This is a genomic window from Antarctobacter sp. (assembly GCF_034670325.1).
Taxonomy (GTDB): domain Bacteria; phylum Pseudomonadota; class Alphaproteobacteria; order Rhodobacterales; family Rhodobacteraceae; genus Antarctobacter.
In genome coordinates, this window is sequence record NZ_JAXMNR010000005.1 from 32181 (window position 1) to 52166 (window position 19986).

18 protein-coding genes are annotated in these 19986 nt (G+C 63.8%); 4 read left to right on the top strand and 14 right to left on the bottom strand.

Annotated elements, in window-relative coordinates:
- Nucleotides 1-168: 168 nt before the first annotated feature.
- The gene (locus VOI21_RS13315; RefSeq protein WP_323770409.1) at nt 169-756 is read right to left on the bottom strand and encodes a riboflavin synthase; all 588 of its coding nucleotides are present in this window, start codon (nt 754-756) and stop codon (nt 169-171) included.
- 90 nt (nt 757-846) lie between these two features.
- Here VOI21_RS13315 and VOI21_RS13320 point away from each other — a divergent pair, with 90 nt between their 5' ends.
- From VOI21_RS13320 to VOI21_RS13330, 3 genes are all read left to right on the top strand, one after another.
- Nucleotides 847-2139: a capsule biosynthesis protein CapA gene (locus VOI21_RS13320; protein WP_323770410.1), complete on the top strand. Its 1293-nt coding sequence runs from the start codon at nt 847-849 to the stop codon at nt 2137-2139.
- Nucleotides 2140-2233: 94 nt separating this feature from the next.
- Nucleotides 2234-3379 carry a polysaccharide biosynthesis/export family protein gene (locus VOI21_RS13325; RefSeq protein WP_323770411.1) on the top strand — a complete coding sequence of 382 codons (1146 nt, stop codon included), beginning with the start codon at nt 2234-2236 and terminating at the stop codon, nt 3377-3379.
- 6 nt (nt 3380-3385) lie between these two features.
- Nucleotides 3386-5422, top strand: a complete 2037-nt coding sequence (locus tag VOI21_RS13330; RefSeq protein WP_416358978.1) for a capsular polysaccharide biosynthesis protein — start codon at nt 3386-3388, stop codon at nt 5420-5422.
- A gap of 123 nt (nt 5423-5545) precedes the next feature.
- On the opposite strand, the gene ribD is transcribed toward VOI21_RS13330, so the two are convergent.
- From ribD to VOI21_RS13355, 5 genes are all read right to left on the bottom strand, one after another.
- Nucleotides 5546-6649 (bottom strand): bifunctional diaminohydroxyphosphoribosylaminopyrimidine deaminase/5-amino-6-(5-phosphoribosylamino)uracil reductase RibD, encoded by a 1104-nt coding sequence (gene ribD / locus VOI21_RS13335; RefSeq protein ID WP_323770412.1) that lies wholly within the window; start codon nt 6647-6649, stop codon nt 5546-5548.
- Nucleotides 6646-7113 (bottom strand): transcriptional regulator NrdR, encoded by a 468-nt coding sequence (gene nrdR, locus VOI21_RS13340; RefSeq protein ID WP_323770413.1) that lies wholly within the window; start codon nt 7111-7113, stop codon nt 6646-6648. The genes ribD and nrdR overlap by 4 nt, the downstream gene beginning before the upstream one ends.
- A 132-nt stretch (nt 7114-7245) precedes the next feature.
- Nucleotides 7246-8790 (bottom strand): amidohydrolase, encoded by a 1545-nt coding sequence (locus VOI21_RS13345; RefSeq protein WP_323770414.1) that lies wholly within the window; start codon nt 8788-8790, stop codon nt 7246-7248.
- A complete protein-coding gene (locus VOI21_RS13350; RefSeq protein WP_323770415.1) occupies nt 8787-9539 on the bottom strand; it encodes a DUF1353 domain-containing protein in 753 nt (250 codons plus the stop codon). The genes VOI21_RS13345 and VOI21_RS13350 overlap by 4 nt, the downstream gene beginning before the upstream one ends.
- An 88-nt stretch (nt 9540-9627) precedes the next feature.
- Entirely contained in the window at nt 9628-10050 is a 423-nt protein-coding gene (locus VOI21_RS13355; RefSeq protein ID WP_323770416.1) for a secondary thiamine-phosphate synthase enzyme YjbQ, read from the bottom strand.
- Nucleotides 10051-10140: 90 nt separating this feature from the next.
- On the opposite strand from VOI21_RS13355, the gene yghX reads away from it, so the two are divergent.
- Nucleotides 10141-11046, top strand: a complete 906-nt coding sequence (gene yghX, locus VOI21_RS13360; RefSeq protein WP_323770417.1) for a YghX family hydrolase — start codon at nt 10141-10143, stop codon at nt 11044-11046.
- 45 nt (nt 11047-11091) lie between these two features.
- Here the strand turns inward: yghX and VOI21_RS13365 are convergent, their stop codons facing one another.
- The 8 genes from VOI21_RS13365 to VOI21_RS13400 form a co-directional block, all read right to left on the bottom strand.
- Nucleotides 11092-11397 (bottom strand): DUF1294 domain-containing protein, encoded by a 306-nt coding sequence (locus tag VOI21_RS13365; RefSeq protein WP_323770418.1) that lies wholly within the window; start codon nt 11395-11397, stop codon nt 11092-11094.
- Between the two features lie 44 nt (nt 11398-11441).
- Nucleotides 11442-11726 (bottom strand): HlyU family transcriptional regulator, encoded by a 285-nt coding sequence (locus tag VOI21_RS13370; RefSeq protein ID WP_323770419.1) that lies wholly within the window; start codon nt 11724-11726, stop codon nt 11442-11444.
- A gap of 3 nt (nt 11727-11729) precedes the next feature.
- A complete protein-coding gene (gene rpoD, locus VOI21_RS13375) occupies nt 11730-13721 on the bottom strand; it encodes an RNA polymerase sigma factor RpoD (RefSeq protein ID WP_323770420.1) in 1992 nt (663 codons plus the stop codon).
- Nucleotides 13722-13844: 123 nt separating this feature from the next.
- The gene (dnaG, locus tag VOI21_RS13380) at nt 13845-15809 is read right to left on the bottom strand and encodes a DNA primase (protein ID WP_323770421.1); all 1965 of its coding nucleotides are present in this window, start codon (nt 15807-15809) and stop codon (nt 13845-13847) included.
- Nucleotides 15810-15936: 127 nt separating this feature from the next.
- Nucleotides 15937-16212: a hypothetical protein gene (locus tag VOI21_RS13385; RefSeq protein ID WP_323770422.1), complete on the bottom strand. Its 276-nt coding sequence runs from the start codon at nt 16210-16212 to the stop codon at nt 15937-15939.
- A 33-nt stretch (nt 16213-16245) separates the two neighbouring features.
- Nucleotides 16246-16797, bottom strand: a complete 552-nt coding sequence (locus VOI21_RS13390; protein WP_323770423.1) for a sarcosine oxidase subunit gamma — start codon at nt 16795-16797, stop codon at nt 16246-16248.
- Complete coding sequence (locus VOI21_RS13395) at nt 16790-19726, bottom strand: sarcosine oxidase subunit alpha family protein (protein WP_323770424.1); 2937 nt, start codon at nt 19724-19726, stop codon at nt 16790-16792. Before VOI21_RS13395 ends, VOI21_RS13390 begins: the two co-directional genes overlap by 8 nt.
- Nucleotides 19716-19982: a sarcosine oxidase subunit delta gene (locus tag VOI21_RS13400; RefSeq protein WP_323770425.1), complete on the bottom strand. Its 267-nt coding sequence runs from the start codon at nt 19980-19982 to the stop codon at nt 19716-19718. The genes VOI21_RS13395 and VOI21_RS13400 overlap by 11 nt, the downstream gene beginning before the upstream one ends.
- Nucleotides 19983-19986 lie beyond the last annotated feature (4 nt).

Genomic DNA, 19986 nt, shown 5'->3' on the forward strand with positions numbered 1-19986 from the left:
CACGACCCGGCAGATGGCCGCAGACACGATCTGGTCAGCGCAAGGGCCACCAGATCCGTCGCGGTCCTGTGAGAAGAGTGTCAGACCCGGGGCATCCCGCATTGACCTTGGTCAACCAGAGGGAGATTTTGGCAATCCGGAGCCGCAGGCGTCAGCCAGAGATGAGGCTTAGCCCCATTCCTGCAATCGCGCGACGTAGCGGGCCAGGGTGTCGATCTCGAGGTTGATCTTGTCGCCCACGGCGATCTCACCCCATGTAGTCACGGCCTTGGTGTGGGGAATGAAATTGATGCCGAAATCGCGCCCCTCGACCTCATTCACGGTCAGCGAAGTGCCATTCAGCGCCACCGACCCTTTGGGGGCGATGAACCGCGCCAAAGCCTCTGGCGCGCGAAAGGTGACGCGGGTGCTGTCGCCCTCATCCGCCATGGCCACCACCTCGGCCACGCCGTCCACATGGCCGGACACGATGTGCCCGCCCAACTCATCGCCCACACGCAGAGCGCGCTCAAGGTTAAGGCGTTTGCCCTCTGCCCAGTCACCGACGTTTGTCTTGGACACCGTTTCGGCCGAGATATCCACGTCGAACCAATCCGCGCCGAGCCCGACAACCGTCAGGCAGACCCCGTTGCAGGCAATCGACGCGCCCATGTCGATCCCGGCGGTGTCGTAAGAGGTGGCTATGCGGGCCCGCAGGTCGCCGCGATGGTCCAATGCGCGGACGGTGCCAAGGTCGGTGACGATGCCGGTGAACATGGTTATGCCCTTTCCCAAGCCGCAGAGCCTTAATTTCGCCGAACTCACGCGGTAAAGATTTTGTTCAGACACCGGACATAAAGCGGCACCATGACCAAGGCAACCGGCGACACACGGGTCTTTCTGTTCTTGCAGGGACCCCACGGCCCCTTCTTTCACCGGCTTGGCGCCATGCTGCGCAAGACCGGGGCAGAGGTCTGGCGCGTCGGGTTCAACGCGGGCGACCGCGCATTCTGGTTCCATCCCCGCAGCTACCTGCCCTATCGCGGCACGCCTGAGGACTGGACCGGCTGGCTCAACGACCTTCTGGAAAAGCGCAACGTCACCGACATCGTTCTTTATGGCGATGTCCGCCCCATACACGCGCAAGCCGTGGCGCAAGCCAAGGCGCGCGGGTTGACGGTACATGTCTTCGAAGAAGGCTATATGCGGCCCTACTGGGTCACCTATGAGCGCGGCGGCAGCAACGGCCATTCCCGGTTGATGCGGATGAGCGTGGCCGACATGCGCCGCGCGCTGGAACTGTCCGACATGGAGGCCCCCCTGCCCCCGGCCCACTGGGGCGACATGCGACAGCACATCTTTTACGGCGCGCTCTACCATTGGTTCGTGATGTTCCGGAACGGTGATTACCGGAACTTTCAGCCCCACCGCGCGCTCAGCGTCTTTCAGGAGTTCCTGCTGTACCTGCGGCGGCTGTTCCTGATGCCGGCCAGCTGGCTTGACCGGGTGATTGCAACCGCGCGCATTCGAATGGGCGGCTTTCCGTATCATCTGGCGCTGATGCAGCTGGAGCATGATTCCAGCTTTCAGAAACATTCCCCCTTCGACACCATGCCCGATTTTGTCGATCTGGTGATCGGGGGCTTTGCCGAGGGCGCGCCGGGCCATCATCATCTGGTGTTCAAGGCGCATCCGCTGGAGGACGGGCGCGCCCGCGTGCGCCGTGCGGTGACCGCCTCTGCCCGCAAACACGGGGTTTACGACCGCGTGCATTACGTGCGCGGCGGCAAGCTGGCGCAACTGCTCAACGACGCGCGCAGCGCCGTCACCGTCAATTCCACCGCCGCCCAGCAGGTGCTGTGGCGGGGCATCCCGCTGAAGGTCTTTGGCGACGCGGTCTATGCCAAGCCGGAATTCGTCTCGACCCAGCCGCTGCCAGAGTTCTTTGACATGCCGACCCGTCCGGACAGCCGCGCCTACAAAGACTACCGGCGCTACCTGCTGGAAACCTCGCAGCTTCCGGGTGGTTTTTATTCCGCGCGCGGACGGCGGCAATTGTTGCGTCAGGTTGTCGATCTGATGCTGTCGCCCGACGATCCCTATGATGCACTCAGCCACGGCACCGCGGCCCCACGGCAACAGTTGCGCCTGGTGGACTAGGCCACGCTGCACCCCGGACTGGCAATTTTGGCTGGAGTCCGGTACGTTACAGAAAAAACCTGAGGCAGAATAATAAGGTCGAGGAGACCGAGCAGTGAAACAACCCATTTCCCGGTGGGCGCGTGGAATCGCGTTCCTGGTCGCGGTGTCGCTTGTGGCATCCTGCGGCCTTCCCCGCGTTGGTCCCAACAAGCGTGAAATCTTTGCCGGATCGGTTCAACGTGAAGGCGACGCGTTTATCGTCTCCGTCAACGACCGAGTGACGCGCGCCACCGCCGTGGTGCCCTCTCTTGGCTTTTCCGACACCTTCAAGAACGCCAGCCTGCTGGGGTCGGACACCATCCGCCCCGGCGATACGCTGGGACTGACGATCTGGGAAAACGTCGACGACGGGCTGCTGGCCGCCGAAACCGCCAATGCCACCATCCTCGAAGAGGTGCAGGTGGATGGCGCAGGCTTTGTCTTTGTGCCCTACGCGGGCCGCATCCGCGCGGCGGGCAACACGCCCGAACGCATCCGCCAGATCATCACCGAACGCCTCGAAGACCAGACGCCCGACCCGCAGGTCGAGGTGCGGCGGCTGGCGGGTGACGGATCAACCGTGAGCCTTGTCGGCGCGGTGGGCAGTCAGGGCGTCTTTGCGATCGAGCGCCCCACCCGCACCTTGTCGGCCATGCTGGCGCGGGCCGGTGGCATCACGATCCAGCCGGAAATCGCGCAGGTGACAGTCCTGCGCGGCGACCACAAGGGCAAGATCTGGTTCCAGGACCTTTTCGAAAACCCCAAGTTTGACATCGCCCTGCGCGGCGGCGACCGGGTTCTGGTCGAAGAGGACACCCGGTCCTTCACCGCACTGGGGGCCACCGGCACTCAGGCCCGCGTGCCGTTCGAGACACAAGTGATCTCGGCGGTTGAGGCGATTGCACAGGTCGGCGGGCTGTTGTCCGCCTCGGCAGACCCGACCGGCGTCTTTGTGCTGCGTAACGAACCGGCAGAAGTCGCCAACCAGGTGCTGGGACGTGACGATCTGATCGGCGCGCAGCGGATGGTCTATGTGCTGGACCTGACAGAGCCGAACGGCATGTTCATGGCGCGCGATTTCATCATCCGCGATCAGGACACGCTGTATGTGACCGAAGCGCCCTTTGCCCAGTGGAACAAGGTCATCGCGGCCCTGACCGGCACGCTGGGTGCGGTGAGCACGCTGACCACAGCCGCAGACACGCTGTCGGGCGGCTGACCTCCCTTGCAGGGGAGCGACACAGAAACGGGACACGCCGGGGGCACTCACCCCCGGCGTCTTTTTGTCTACAACGGCGGTTTCCTCCGCCAGCGCAGGCTGCGCCGTATCCTGTCGCTGGCAGGGTATCCCGTGTCACTTGGGCGGCCCGGCCCCGCGGACCTCATCGGCGTCTGGGGCCAGTCCCCCTATGCCCACCGGGGCGAGGCGATGGCCGCCAGAACCGGCGCGGGACTGGTGCGGGTCGAGGATGCGTTTCTCCGCTCTCTGCATCCGGGGCGCGCCGGTGAGCCGCCGTTTGGCCTGCTGATCGACCACACGGGCGTGCATTTCGACGGGCGCGCGCCGTCCGACCTTGAGACCCTGCTGAACACGCATCCGCTGGATGACACCGCGCTGCTGGACCGCGCGCGCGGCATCGCGGCCCGGATGCGCGAGGGCCACCTGAGCAAGTATTCCGCCACCCGGCTGGATGTCGAGGTGCCGGACCCGGGCTATGTTCTGGTGATCGACCAGACCCGCGGCGACGCCTCCGTGCGCGCCAGCGGCGCGGATCGGGCCCGGTTTCTGGAGATGCTGTTTGTCGCTCGCGAAGAAAACCCCGGTGCCCGGGTCGTTTTGAAAACACATCCCGAAACCGATGCAGGCTATCGCGCGGGCCATTATACCGAGGCCGACACCGGCGAGACGGTGACGCTTTATGACGGGCCGGCCTCCCCCTGGACGCTGCTGGATGGTGCCACGGCGGTCTATACCGTGTCCTCCCAGATGGGGTTCGAGGCAATCCTAGCGGGCCACCGCCCGCGCGTCTTTGGCCTGCCCTTCTATGCGGGCTGGGGGTTGACCGAGGATGAGGACGTGATCCCGCGCCGCACGCGCAAGCTGACACGCGCGCAGCTGTGTACCGGTGCCATGATCCTTTATCCGCGCTGGTACGACCCACATGGCGACCGGCTGTGTCAGATCGAGGATGTGCTGGGCGCGCTGGAGGCCCGCGCGCGGGCATGGCGCGAGGATCGCGCCGGGTGGATCGCCTCGGGCATGCGCCTGTGGAAAAGAGCCCCTCTGCAAAGATTCTTCGGGCAGGCAAAACGCCTGCGGTTTGAAGACGATGTGGGCAAGGCTGTGGATATCGCCACGGCACAGGGCCGACGCCGGATGTGCTGGGCCAGCAAGGCGCAGGGAGAGACGGTGCGGGTCGAGGACGGTTTCCTCAGATCGCGCGGCCTGGGGGCAGAATTGGTGCCGCCGCTGTCTTTGGTGCTGGATTCCGAGGGGATTTACTACGATCCCACCCGTCCTTCGGCGCTGGAAGGCTGGATACAGCGGCGCGCGTCGGAGATGCGACCAGACCAGACCCAACGTACCCACAGCCTGATCCAGGCTCTGGTGACCGAAAGCTTATCCAAATACAATCTGTCAGGCCCGCTGCCCACCTTGCCCCCCGGCCACCGCATCCTTGTACCCGGACAGGTGGAGGATGACGCCTCGATCCTCACGGGCAGCCCCACGCTGCGCCGCAACGCCGATCTGCTTGCCCGCGTGCGGGCGGAAAACCCGGATTCCGTGATCCTGTGGAAGCCCCATCCCGACGTCGAAGCCGGATTGCGGGCCGGTGACGTCGATCAACCGGACCGCTGGGCCGATACGGTTCTGGGAAAATGCGATATCGGCGCGCTTTTGCAGGAAGTCGACGAGGTCTGGACGATGACATCGCTTACCGGGTTCGAGGCGCTGTTGCGCGGTTGCCGGGTGGTGACACTTGGCGCGCCCTTTTACGCGGGCTGGGGTCTGACCCGCGACATGGGTCCAGTACCCGCCCGTAGGTTGCACGGCCCGCGCCCGACACTCGACGCGCTGGTCCATGCCACGCTGATCGACTATCCGCGCTATTTCGACCCGGTCACAAACTCACCCTGTTCCGTAGAGTCCGTCATCAGCCGCCTGAAAACCGGTGACATTCCCTCCCCCGGCCCGGTCAATCGGGGACTGGCGAAACTACAGGGCGCGCTGGCCAGCCGGGCCCACCTGTGGCGAGATTAAGGTTTTGTGACAGGTGATTGATCCATCGGCCTGATAAAAAAGTTACTTTCAGACTTATCCACAGCAAGTTAACGCATGGTAACAACTTGAGAGGGCGCGTTAACCATCTGTTAACGAACCGGATTACCCGTTCTTGCTGCGCCGCCACACATGGTGGATGTCCTTGCCCGCAGGCGATACATCCACAAGCTGAAAACGCGGCGCTTCGTCCAACCGGGCGACCCCTAGCGCACCGATCCCCGGATAGCCTTCGGCCCCCAAGGCCATGCCTGCGGAAAAGACATGCAGCTCATCCACAAGGTCATGCATCAGCAAGGACCCGGCCAATTGCCCGCCGCCTTCGCAGAACACCCGTGTCAGCCCCTCGGCCCCAAGGCTGCGCAACATGGCGCGCGGATCAATGCGCCCGCCAGTGATCTGGCAGGGGATCAGCCGCGCGCCGACGCCTTCCCATGCAGAGCGCAACTCACTGCGCGCCTCGGGACCGTGGCACAGCCATAACGGGACGTCCTTGGCGCTTTGCGCCAGTTGGCTCATCAACGGCACGTCGATCAGGCGTGAGACGACAACGCGCACCGGTTGGCGGTGGGGGCCAAAGCCGCGCACCGTCAGTTGCGGATCGTCGGACCGCGCGGTCCCTGCCCCGACCATGACCGCGTCATGGCTCGCCCGCAAAGCGTGCACCGCCCCGCGCGCGGTCGGGCCGGTGATCCATTTGCTTTCGCCTGTCGCGGTGGCAATGCGCCCGTCCAGCGTCATGGCAAGCTTCAGCGTCACCCAAGGCCGCTGTTGCGACACCCGCATGAAGAACCCGGCGTGGTCGAGCAGCGCCTGTTCGGCCCCGATGCCTGTTGTGACCTCGACCCCATGCTTGCGCAGATGGTCAAAGCCTTGCCCGTCCACCCGGGGATCGCTGTCAGCGATGGGCGCGACAACGCGCGCGATACCGGCCGCCACCAGCGCCGCGCAGCAGGGCGGCGTCTGGCCGTGGTGCGCGCAGGGTTCAAGGGTGACATAGGCGGTCGCGCCGCGCGCGGCCCCGCCCGCCATGTCCAGCGCAACGGTTTCCGCATGTGGTCGGCCGCCCGGCTGTGTCCATCCGCGCCCGACTACGCGGCCGTCACGGACAATCACACAGCCAACCGCCGGGTTCGGCCAGCATTGTCCCATGCCGCGCCGACCCAGCCCAAGGGCGTGGGCCATGTGGCGTCGATCGTCCGGTGTCACTTTTCCGTCTGGCCTTCGGGGCGCAACTCACTGACAAACTTGTCAAAGTCGTCAGCCGCCTGAAAGTTCTTGTAGACGCTGGCAAACCGCACATAGGCCACCGTGTCGATCCGCGACAGGGTTTCCATGACAATCTCACCGATCATCTTGGACGGAATGTCCGTCTCGCCCATGCTTTCCAGCCGCCGCACGATGCCAGAGATCATCTGGTCGATACGTTCCGGGTCAAGCGGGCGTTTTTGTAACGCCATCCGGATGGATCGTTCCAGCTTGTCCCGGTCAAAATCCTCACGCCGTCCGCTGGTCTTGATGACGACAAGGTCACGCAACTGCACACGTTCGTAGGTGGTGAACCTGCCGCCACAGGCCGGACAGAACCGGCGTCGCCGGATCGATACATGGTCCTCTGCCGGGCGAGAGTCCTTTACCTGAGTGTCGATATTTCCGCAAAACGGGCAGCGCATAGGCCCATCCCCTCGTTTTTCTTGATGATCCTGCCTCTGGTCATGGGGTTGGTCCCCATTTATCCACAGTCACTATAGGGGAGCCGCCAGAATTTGGGTAGAGGGGAATTGACGCCGCTAGATAAGGCGCGCTCAGCCCGGAATATGCCAGTGCCGTCCCCGCGCCGTGGTGACGTATTCCGGCCAGGGCAGATCGACAGGGGGCGGATAATCGGCCAGCGGCGGGATCGGATTTTCGGCGCGTCGGCGGGTGAACTCCTCTGCCGTCGCCTTGCGCGCCTCCGCATCGGTGAGCAGGCGCAACGCGGTGCGGGCCAGCACCCGACCAGCCGTCACCACCGTTGGGTCGATCAGCGCGCGCATCCCGCCCAGCGCGTTCATCGCCCAAGGCGGATACGGCCCGCCGCGCAGCGCGGGGCGCGCGATATAGATCCGCGCCGTGGGCGCGTGCCAGCACATGTCGGTGTAATCGTCCGAGGTGCTGTTGCGCTGGCCGGGTGGCAGGTCGCGGCGCAGGATCGCCTCGGCCTCTTGCGGTGCGATCAGACGGGTGCATTCGGGGATCAGCGGATCGTCTGTGGGGTCTTGTCCGCAGGCCACCTGCACCTGACGGGCAAGGTCCAGCGCATACGCGCCATAGACCGGCGCACCCACCTGCCCCAGCGCCTCCCACGCCAGCGTGGACAGGGCATGATTGGGCAGGCCGGGACGGGATTTGCTGACCCAGATCTTTTCGACCGTGCAGCCGGTCATCTGGGCCACGTGCTTCGCCAGTTGGTCAAGCTGAGCGGTGATCTGTTCTGCCATATCCAGATCAGGCACCCGCATCATGTATTGCAGATCGGCCTGCCGCGCGGGCAGATTGTCGGCGCTGGCCTGACCGGTGGACAGGATCGCCTCTGACACCGACCACCCGCCGCGATGCGGCAGCATCGATTCCCGCAGGGAACGGCCAAGCTGGTACATGGTGATCAACGCATCATTGGCCCCCGGCGCGCGGACGTCTGAGTGGCTTTGCGGGATCGGCGCAGCGCCTGTCCCGCCCTGCATCCAGTCCTGCGGGGCCTCACAGCGGAACCGGTAAACAAAGGCATAGGCCGCGCCGCAATGGGTGTCCCAGCGCACGGTATTGCACAGCGGCAACATGTAGAACGGATGCCACGAAAGCATCGCCGCCAGCCCGTCATAATACCCGGCGGCAGCGTGGATCGGTTTTGACCCCCGCACCTTTTCAGCAGGCTCTCCGGTGATCTGCAATCCGCCGGGGATGCCCTGCGCCTGCATCGCCGCCTTGGTGGCCAGCGCCCCGGCCAGCGCGCCCATGCCCAGCGCGGAATGAGGATCGGTGTGCCCGGCTGCCAAATAGCCCAGGCCGTCGCGCGGGGCCTCAAAAGGCAGTGCCGCCTGACAATTGGCCGGGACCGCATCGTATTCGGCATACATGCCGACCACCGGACCCTCACCCTGTGACCAGCGCGCGCAAAAGGCGGTAGGCATTCCGCCAGAGCCTGCCTCAACCTCGAACCCCTCGGCGCGCAGTCGGTCAACGTACCATTCCGCTGATCGATATTCGCGCCACGCAGGCTCGGCCAAGTCGAAAATCTGCGCGCACCATGCCGAGAGATCCCCGGCATGGTCCGCGATCCAGGCGTCGGCGGCGTCAGTGGCGTTGGTCACAGGTTTCTCGGGTCCTTTGCATCGCGCAGATAGTCGGGGATGGTCTGCGGTTCGCCCGACAGCAGTACCTTTTCACGCTCTTCCATCCATTGATCAATCTCTTGCGGCGTGGGATCGGTCAGTTCGATCCAACGCGCGCACCATTCCATTTCCTGACGCAGCACGGCCTCTGGCAATTGGCTCAGATCCCGGTCCGGTTCGTCCCAGCGCGGGCCACCCAGATAAACGGCGGCATACATGATCTTGGCCTTTTTCGGTGGCGTGCCATTCACCAGAAGCGCCTCAAAGAACATGCGGTGCACCTCGCGCCACGACCGGGTGCGGAACGTGGCAAGCTCTTCGTTGCCGACGCCGCAGTAGGCATCGTGCAGAGCCGCCGCGATCAGGTATTCGCGGCTTTGCCGGTCGCCGATCAGCGGCGCAAAGATCACCGGGATCGTCGCCCCATCGGTCAGCGTGTTGGGCGGCGCGGTCCATCGGTCGCCCGTGGCGTCGATAAAATCGATCTTGGCCTTTGTCGGCAGAAAGGCGTGGTGAAAATTCTTGATGAACACAGGCTCACCCGCCATCTGGAGGGGGCCGCCGATGAAGCGGCAAAAGCGCTTGTTGTCCTCCACCCCAAGGCAGGTGGACGCCACACCGCTCTGGCGGGCCAGATATTCAGGCACACCGATCACCGCCCCTGCCCCGCCAGCGGCGAGCAGGAGACCAACGGCGAAAAGCGCCCGACCTTTGGTCTTGCGTGACATGTGATTAATCCCGAAAACGGTTTGAAATTATTGGCGGTTATGGCGCAAACTCTACCAGTCCGGCGCAGCGGAACAATGGCGGAATACCTCACCCGGTGATGTGGCACAGGATGTCTCGGCGATGCGGCGCGCTGCGGTGCTCAAACAGATAGATCCCCTGCCATGTGCCCAGACCCAGCCGCGTGCCGATCATCGGGATCGACAGGCTGACCGGCAGCAGCGCCGCCTTGATATGGGCGGGCATGTCGTCGGGGCCTTCATAGCGGTGAGTCAGATAAGCCATCTCTGGCGCGTTCGCGTCCGGCACCAAGCGGGCGAAAAACGCGTCCAGATCGCGCCGCACGTCGGGATCGGCGTTTTCCTGTATCACCAGACTGGCCGAGGTATGGCGCAGGAACAGCGTGCATAGCCCGTCAGCCAGCCCGGTTTGCGCCACCCAGCGGGCAACCTCATCCGTGACCTCATACAGGCCCGGCCCATCTGTGCGGATCGTGAAAACGTTATTTGGCACCCTCTTCCCTTACGTCATTTCGCAGCTATCCTTTTGACATCCGAACTCCGGGGCCGCAACGGACCGGGGCGGACTTCAGGGAGCCCTCAGATGAACGACCAGACCCCGCAGCGCCGCATGACGGCAGCCGATTTTGATCAGGATCTTCTGGATCTCTACGATTTTTACGCGCACGGGCGCATCACCAAACGCGAGTTTCTGGACCGGGCCGGTAAGTTTGCCGTCGGCGGTATTACGGCGCTTGCGCTTTTGGACATGCTGTCGCCGAACTATGCGCTGGCCGAACAGGTCAAGTTCACCGATCCGGATATCGTGCCGTCCTACATCACCTACCCCTCGCCCAATGGGCACGGAGAGGTGCGCGGCTATCTGGTGAAGCCTGCAAACGCCACCGGCCCCCTGCCCGCCGTGGTGGTCGTGCACGAAAACCGCGGCCTGAACCCGTATATCGAGGACGTCGCCCGCCGCGTCGCCAAGGCCGGTTTCATCGCGCTGGCGCCGGACGGGTTGACCAGCGTCGGCGGCTATCCCGGCAACGATGCCGACGGGCGCGACCTGCAACGCACCGTGGACGGCGTAAAACTAATGAACGATTTCTTTGCCGCCTATGAATTCCTTGCAGCCCATGACGACACCACCGGCAAGGTTGGCTGCGTCGGCTTTTGTTATGGCGGCGGCGTCTGCAATGCGCTGGCCGTGGCCTATCCGGAACTTGGGGCCTCTGTCCCCTTTTACGGTCGGCAGGCCAGCGTCGAGGACGTGCCGAAAATTCAGGCGCCCCTGCTGCTGCAATACGCCGAACTGGATGAGCGCATCAACGATGGCTGGCCCGCATATGAGGCCGCGCTCAAGGAACATGGCAAGACCTACACCGCGCATATCTATCCGGGCGTGAACCACGGCTTTCACAACGACAGCACCCCGCGCTACGACGAAGCGGCGGCCGAGCTGGCCTGGGACCGGACCATCGCGTTTTTCAACGAACACCTGAGCTGACATGGTCGGGGCGCAGGTTGCCTGCGCCCCGCACGCCGTGCCGGGTCAGCCCGACATCCCCGGCAGCCCGTTCAAGATCCACTGGCGGCTGGCAGGGAGCGCCATGGCCACAGCAACCACGGCCTGCAAAAGGAGAACCGCGTTCAAAAAACCGGCAAACGGCTGCTTGCTGGTCTTGTGACGAAAGACACGCTGGCCCAGCTTGGCCCCGATGGAGCCGCCCAGCAGAGCAAGGATCAACAAAGTGCGCTCTGGCACGCGCCAAAGCCCTCGGCGCGACCGTCGTTTGTCCAATCCGAACAGGGCGAACGTCAGGAGATTGATCAAGATCACCAGAGCGGCGAAAGCCATTCGAGCGGTCATCTCTGCTGGAAGCAGATCCAACACCGCAACGGTCAGTTGAACAGCCGCGCGCCCATCTGGTCGATCATCTGCTTGGCCTTGCGGATCGAGGCATCTGCCGCCTCATGCGCATCGCGGATCACGTCCGCCCGGATCAGGTGATGGCTCTTGGTCTCGCCGTTCACCTCACCCTCGATCAGCGCGCCGATGCGGTATTGTCCGCCCTCCTGCGAAGGCTGCGGGGTGATCCGAAAACCTTCGTAGTCGATGGTAGCGGCAGAGGCGGCGGGCGCCTTGTCAGCGCCGCCACCCCCGAAAAGACGTTTCAACAACGACATCGCTTATTGATCCAGGAAACTGCGCAGCTTGCGCGAGCGGCTGGGATGCTTGAGCTTGCGCAGCGCCTTGGCCTCGATCTGGCGGATCCGTTCGCGGGTGACGCTGAACTGCTGGCCCACTTCTTCCAGCGTGTGGTCGGTATTCATGCCGATGCCAAACCGCATCCGCAGAACCCGCTCCTCACGCGGCGTCAGCGAGGACAGCACGCGGGTCGTGGTTTCCTTCAGGTTTTCCTGAATGGCGGAATCCAGCGGCAGGATCGCGTTCTTGTCCTCGATGAAATCGCCAAGCTGGCTGTCTTCCTCGTCGCCGATGGGCGTTTCGAGAGAGATCGGCTCCTTGGCGATCTTCATCACCTTGCGGACCTTTTCCAAAGGCATTTGCAGCTTTTCGGCCAATTCCTCTGGTGTCGGTTCGCGGCCAATTTCGTGCAGCATCTGGCGACCGGTGCGGACCAGCTTGTTGATCGTCTCGATCATATGGACCGGGATACGGATCGTGCGCGCCTGATCCGCGATGGACCGAGTGATCGCCTGACGGATCCACCACGTCGCATAGGTCGAGAACTTGTAACCGCGGCGGTATTCGAACTTGTCCACCGCCTTCATCAGGCCGATGTTGCCTTCCTGAATGAGGTCAAGGAATTGCAGGCCACGGTTGGTGTATTTCTTGGCGATCGAGATCACCAGACGCAGGTTCGCCTCGACCATTTCCTTTTTCGCCTGACGGGCTTCTTTCTCACCCTTCTGGACCTGGTTCACGATGCGGCGGAATTCAGAGATATCCAGACCGACGTACTGGCCGACCTGTGCCATATCGGCGCGCAGTTCCTCGACCTTGTCGGTCGAGCGTTCGACAAACATCTGCCAGCCACGACCGGACTTTTCGCCCATCCGTTCCAGCCAGTTGGGGTCCAGCTCGTGGTTGCGGTATTCCTCGATGAACTCGCGGCGGTTGATGCGGGCCTGATCGGCCAGCTTCACCATGGCGCTGTCGATGGACATGATCCGCTTGTTGATGCCGTAAAGCTGGTCGATCAACGCCTCGATCCGATTGTTGTGCAGGTGAAGCTCATTCACCAACTCAACGATCTCAGAGCGCAGCTTTTGATACAGCGCCTCGTCGCCCGCAGAGAAAGACCCGTCCTCGTTCAGGGTCGCCGAGATCCGGCTGTCCTGCATTTCGGCCAGTTGCTCATAGTCCTGCGCGATCCGGTCCAGCGTTTCCAACACGCGCGGTTTAAGCGCGGTTTCCATCGCGGCCAGCGACATGTTCGCCTGTTCGTCGTCCTCGTCGTCGTCGTCGTCCTTGGCAATGGGATTGCCGTCGGCGTCGTATTCCGGCTCATCGCTTTTCTGCTTGGCGGTGGCATCGACATTGGCGGTGGCGTCCACCACCGGCTCACCCAGTTCACCGTCCTCGCCCATCTGGCCCGAGAACGTGGTCTCTAGGTCGATCACATCGCGCAGCAGGATGTCCTCGGACAGCAATTCCTCGCGCCAGATCGTGATCGCCTGAAAGGTCAGCGGGCTTTCGCACAGCCCGAGGATCATGGTGTTGCGACCGGCCTCGATCCGCTTGGCGATGGCGATCTCGCCCTCGCGGCTCAGCAGTTCGACGCTGCCCATCTCGCGCAGGTACATGCGCACCGGGTCATCGGTGCGGTCCAGCTTTTCATTGCCAGACCCGGCAAGCGTGACCTCACCGGGCTTCTTGGTCTCGACAAGATCGGTCGAGCCCTTGTTGTCGTCGTCTTCCTGCTCTTCCTCTTCGGTGACCTGGATGCCCATTTCGGACAACATGGACATCACGTCCTCGATCTGGTCGGACGAAACCTGATCGGGGGGAAGCACCTGGTTGAGCTGATCGTAGGTGATGTAGCCACGTTCACGCGCCTCGGCGATCATCTTCTTGACCGCCGCCTGGCTCATGTCGAGGCCTGCATCCTCTTCCTGGTCTTCGGACTTGACGTCTTCATTGTCCTTGGCTGCCATGCGGCTCTCCTGATGGGGGGCTCGGGAACGGGGCGATTCGTAGAAACGACTCAATAGCGCGATTAAGTGATTCGCACACCCGTTTAACCTTATTTCTTTACCACTTCGTCACCAATACGACGCTCATTTGCGCCCCTTGTCGAATCGAATCTGCGACAGGAGCGAATCAAACGCGCTGCGTTCCTCACGGTCAATCGGGGCACCGTTCGGCCCAACATCGTATTCGGCATCATCTTCATCCCGGCGGCGTCCGGCTTGTGCGCGGACCCGTGCGGCCTCTGCCAGACGCCATGTCAACGCCTCGTCGGCATGGTCGGCCAAGTCTTCCACGGCTTCTTTCAGTTCCACTTGCCACCCGTCGGCGGCGGCTAGTTTTGCCAATTCTTCTGCCACGGTCAGCCGCGCAAGTTCGGCGTTTCCGGGCGTCCGGATACACGGCACCACCGCCACATGGCGTCCCGCCAGAAGATTTTCAAGGGCTTCCGCACCAATCACCGCCTCAGCGCGCAGTGTCATCGCGTCGGGGTCGGCAATGCTGTCGAGAATGGCATCGCGCAGGGCGGCCAGTTCCTCGTCGGTGCAGGGCATGGTCTCCAGTTGCGATTCGAACTCTTCGGCGATGCCGGGGGCCGACAATATGGCGGCAAGGATCACCTCCAGCCGCATACGGCGCTCTCCATCTTCGCCAGACGAGGCCAGAAAAGAGGCCTTGGCCCCCGCCGTCGGCACCGCCGGGGGTTGGTAGGGTTTGAACCCCTTGCCGCGATACGTCTGCTGTTTGCGTTGGGCCTGCGGCGGGCGTTGCGCACGAAAGGCCTGAAACCGCAGTTCCTTGATGGCTTCGCCGTAGTGGTGGCGCAGGCTGGGGTCCTGAATCTTGCCGATCCGCGCGCGCAGGGCCTTGTCCAGCGACGCCCTGCGCTCGGGGCTGTCCAGCACCAGCCCCTCTGTTTCTTGCCGCCACAGCAGTTGCACCATGGGCATTGCCCCATCGAGCACCTTCTTGACCGCCTCAGGTCCCTCGGCGCGCAACAGGTCGTCCGGGTCTTTGCCCTCTGGCATGATCGCAAAGCGCAGCCCCTTGCCCGCCTCCAGCAGCGGCAAGGCCACATCGATCACCCGGTAAGCCGCGTTCAACCCGGCCTTGTCACCGTCCAGCGCGATCACCGGCTCATCCGACACGCGCCACATCAGTTGCAACTGCGGCTCTGTCACGGCGGTGCCCAGCGGCGCGACAGAGGCGGTGAACCCGGCCTCGGACAGGGCGATCACGTCCATGTACCCCTCACCGACGATCAGCGTCTGGCCCCGTCCCGACGCCTCGCGCGCGGGTTTGAAGTTGAACAGGTTGCGCGACTTGTCGAACAGTTCGGTTTCCGGCGAGTTCAGGTATTTGGCGTTGTCATTCGGGTCCATCGCGCGCCCGCCAAAGGCGATGGCGCGCCCGCGCGCATCGCGGATCGGGAACATGATGCGGTTGCGGAACACGTCATAAGGCGCGCGCCCCTTGTCAGAGGCCTTGACCAGCCCGGCGGCCAGCATCAGGTCGGGCGACACGCCCCGTCCCGCCAGCGCATCACGCAGGTTTTCCCACCCCTGCGGTGCAAAACCGATCTCCCAGCGTTCCAGCGCCGCAGCGTCCAGACCGCGCCGCGCCAGATAGGCGCGCGCCTCGGCCCCTGCCCCGGTCTTCAACTGCAAACGGAAAAAGCCCACCGCCTGCTCCATGACCTCGACCAGCTGGGTTCGGCGGTCCGCCTTTTGCTGCGCGCGCGGGTCCTGCTTGGGCACTTCCATGCCCGCTTCTTCTGCGAGGATCTCAATCGCCTCGATGAAGCTTACGTTCTCTGTTTCGCGGATAAACTTGATGGCGTCACCACTCTCCTGACAGCCAAAGCAGTGATAGAACCCTTTACGATCATCGACATGAAAGGACGCGGTCTTTTCGTGGTGAAATGGACAAGGTGCCCACAGGTCGCCCTTGCCCTGATTGGATTTCCGATTGTCCCACAGCACCTTGCGCCCCACCACCTGGGCGAGGCTTGTGCGATTGCGCAGTTCATCCAGAAAACCGGGGGGGAGACTCATGGGGCCTAATATCGGGCTTTGCAGCAGCAATGCCAAGAGCGCACTCAGGTCACCCCACGAAGGATCTGCCGACCCGACAGGTCAGCCCGTCAAGTCAGCAACAGGGGCGCGCGCGTCATGGCGTGGATCAGAGCGCCTCACATTGGGTGCGGGCGGCCTTGGCCACCTCTGGCGTCAACGCCGCTTCGGGCAGGGCAAAGACGAACTCCGCCAGTTGCTCGGCGGCGGTGCGGTCCATTTCCTTGCGCAGGGTGCGGCGCACCTTGTTGATCTTGTCACCGTCCAGCCGCGCCTGAATGGCGGCGTTGAACCACGTTTCGGTCAAAGCACACTTATCGACGTCCTGCGCCAGCGCGCCGGACGCGGTCATTCCCAAAACAGCGATCATGGCCAATATACGCATGGCATTTTTCCCCTCTGGCTGCATGAGGGTCATTTAGCCCGCTGCCCGACGTCCGGCAACTGCGGCCATAGCGTCGCCGATATCATGGGCAAGAGTCCGCGCCATCGACCGGAAACCCATGATTTGCAGGCCCTCGGGCCGCCTGCAGATCGTGACGGTCATATGCTGTAGCAACGTCCGCGCCGCCGCACCTTCTGGAAAGGCGGAAGGTCGCAGATCAATGGGCACCAGCCGCGCCAGAACCTCTTCGGCGTCCACCCCGGCCAACAGGACCACCGCCCAAGCGTCTGACTGATCGGTGACAGAGGCAAAGCGCGCAAGACTGTCGTCCGGGGCCGGTCCCATCAAAAACGCTTGATCCCGCGCCGTCCAGACACAGGACGCCGTGTCGGTCGCGGTCATGTGCCCCGGTTCTGGAAAGCGCAGACCATGTGCCGCTTGCAACGCCTCCGTCAACGCCTCCCGCTGCCCCCGGAACGGCATCAGGGCGGTGATCCGCCCCGGGTCAATCTCGCTCAGGGTCACGCCGTCGTTGCTCAGCGGCAAAATCCCGTTGCAGGGCGTCAAAGATGTCAGGTCAACCACGCACCCGTCCTCCATCCGCATCAAAGGCCACCGGGTCGGTCACAAGGCACGTCTCCTCAACCCCGCGCAGATGGTCCACCATCCGCACCTCTTCCCCATGCCGCGCACGTCCGTTCCGCAAGAACCCAAGCGCCAGAAACGTCCCCAATGTGGGCGAGAAGCCGACCGAGGTGATGTAGCCCTGGTCATTGACCCGCACCGCCTCTGCCCCCTTGTCGAACAGATGCGCCCCGGCGGTCAGTGTCTTTCCGACGGTCACGGGCCGCAGGCCAACCAGTTGTTCGCGATCGTCCTCGACCATGCCGGGCCGCGCCGCAAGCGCCTTGCCGATACAGTCTTTCTTGGCCGACACCATGCGCGCGAATCCGATGTCAAAGGCACTGGTGCGCCCGTGGATCTCGGCGTGGGTGATGTGTCCCTTTTCGATCCGCAGGACGTTCAGCGCCTCCATCCCGTAGGGGCCGCCACCCAGCGCCTCTGCCCGGCCCAGCAGAACCTCGAACAGGCTGGCACCGTAGCGGGCAGGCACTGCGATCTCATAGGCATGTTCGCCGGAGAAAGAGATGCGGAACAGCCGCGCCGCGACCCCGCCGATGCTGACCGGCCCGTTTTGCATAAAGGGAAAGCTGGCGTCGTGGATGGGCTGGTCCAGAAGCGCGTTCAGCAACTCGCGTGATTTCGGACCGGCCACGGCAAACTGCGCCCATTGCTCGGTGACGGACACAAACCGCACATCCATATGGGTACAATAGGCTTGCCGCACCCAGTCGAGATGCTTCATCACCGGACCCGCCGCTGCGGTGGTCGTCGTCATGACCCATTGCGTGTCCGACAGCCGCGCCGTGGTGCCATCGTCCATCACATGCCCGCCCTCGCGCAGCATCAGCCCATAGCGCACGCGCCCCGGTTTGAGTGTCGAAAAGGTGTTGGAGTAGACGAAATCAAGGAACGCGCCCACATCGCGCCCTTGCAGGTCGATCTTGCCAAGGGTCGAGACATCGCAAACACCCACCGCCTCCCGCACCATTTTGACCTCACGGTCACAGCTTTCGCGCCATGTGGTCTCGCCCGGTTTCGGGAAATACGAGGGGCGATACCACAGCCCCGCCTCGATCATCGGCGCGCCGCGCGCGACGCTGGCGTCATGCGAGGTGGTGAACCGCTGCGGGGCAAAGCCTGCGCCCTGCGCGCCCGCCCCCATCGCCGCAATCGGCACCGGCACATAGGGCGGGCGAAAGGTGGTTGTGCCGGTTTCGGGGATATCGCGGCCCGTGGCATCGGCAAGGATCGCCAAGGCCGATACGTTCGAGCTTTTGCCCTGATCCGTGGCCATGCCCTGCGTCGTGTAGCGTTTCATATGCTCGACGCTTTTGTAATTCTCGGTCGCGGCTTGCTTGATGTCCTTCACGGTCACGTCGTTCTGGAAATCCAGCCAAGCGCGCCCCTTGCCCGCCACCGCCCACAGCCGCCGCACGCGGTAAGCCGCATTTTCGGCCTCCGGGATCACCGGCATCTCTCCGCTAAAGCCCAACGCTGTGGCCGCCTCATACCCGGCCTCCGCACCCTCGCCCAGGCAGGCATGGGTGGAAAACGTACCGCGCGCAGAACCCGCGACACTCATCCCCGGCACGGCCCCGTCACGCGGGACAAAGGCAGCAATCAGATCCTCCCAGACCGGCCGCCCGTTCAGATGGCAGGTCAGATGCACTGACGGGTTCCACCCGCCGGACACGCCCAGCGCGTCCACTTGCAGGCGTTTCAGCGCGCCTTGCGGCCCCGTCAGGTCGATAGCTTCCAGCCCCTTGCCGCCCAGCGCGCGGGACACCTGCCACCCGGCAAAGAACGGCACGTCGCCGGCAAGGTTCTGCGCGTCATGGCGGCTGTCCACCAGCGCCTCGACCCGGACCCCTGCCGCCAGCATGTCGCGCGCGGTCCGGTGCGCGTCGTCGTTGTTGCCAAAGACCGCCACCCGCTGCCCCGGCACCACGCCCCACCGGTTGAGATAGCTGCGCAACGCGCCCGCCATCATCACGCCGGGACGGTCGTTGTCGCGAAAGGCGATGTGCCGCTCCATCGCACCGGCGCAGAGCACCGTGCGTTTCGCCGCGATCCGCCAGAAACATTCCACCGGCGCATCGCCCGAATTGGCCAGATGATGCGTCACCCGTTCCAGCGCGCCATAGGTGCCGCCGTCATAAGCCCCCGTAACCGTGGTGCGCGGCATCAACCGCACATTTGGCAGCGTCGCCAATTCCGCCGCCATGGCGTGCGCCCATGCATGGCCCGGCTGATAGTCCACCTCTTCCTCTTCGGAGGCCAGCCGCCCGCCGCAATCGAACCCCTCGTCGCACAGGATCACCTCTGCCCCGGTCCGGCTGGCAGCATGGGCGGCCATCAATCCGGCAGGCCCGCCGCCAATCACCAGAACGTCGCAAAAGGCATAGGCCTTTTCGTACCGTTCCGCGTTGGCCTTACCCGACAGCGCGCCCAGCCCCGCCGCGCGGCGGATCATCGGCTCATACAGCTTTTCCCAAAAGCTTTTGGGCCACATGAAAGTCTTGTAATAGAACCCCGCGCCAAAGAACGGCGCAGCCAGATTGTTGACCGACAGCAGGTCTACGTCCAGCGACGGCCAGCGGTTTTGGCTGACCGCCTCCAGCCCGCTGTAAACCTCCTGCACGGTGGCGCGGATGTTGGGGTCGGAGTCCCCGGCCCGCGTCACCGTCACCAGCGCGTTGGGTTCCTCCGATCCGGCAGTCACAGGCCCGCGCGGACGGTGGTATTTGAAACTGCGGCCCATCAGCCGCACGTCCGCGCCCAGCAGCGCCGAGGCCAGCGTATCGCCCGCAAACCCGGTGTAGGGCTTGCCGTCGAAGCTAAAGCTCAGTGGACGCGACCGATCTACCCGACCCTTGCCGTCAATCCGCATCGGCGCTCTCCACCAATTCGACCGCAAAGATCTCATGCGTGACAGTATCGCGCTCCACCGCCAGCCAAGCGGTACAGCCCGCCTCGTGATACCACAGGTCCCGTGTGCGGCCCGCCGGGTTATCGCGCAGGTGCAGCCAGTCCGCCCAGACCTGTGGCGCAGCATCGGTGCCGGGACGATCCAGCATGACTGCATCCCCTTGGTAATAAAATTCGCGCCGGTCGCGCGGGCCACAGATCGGGCAGGTCAACCGCATTTTC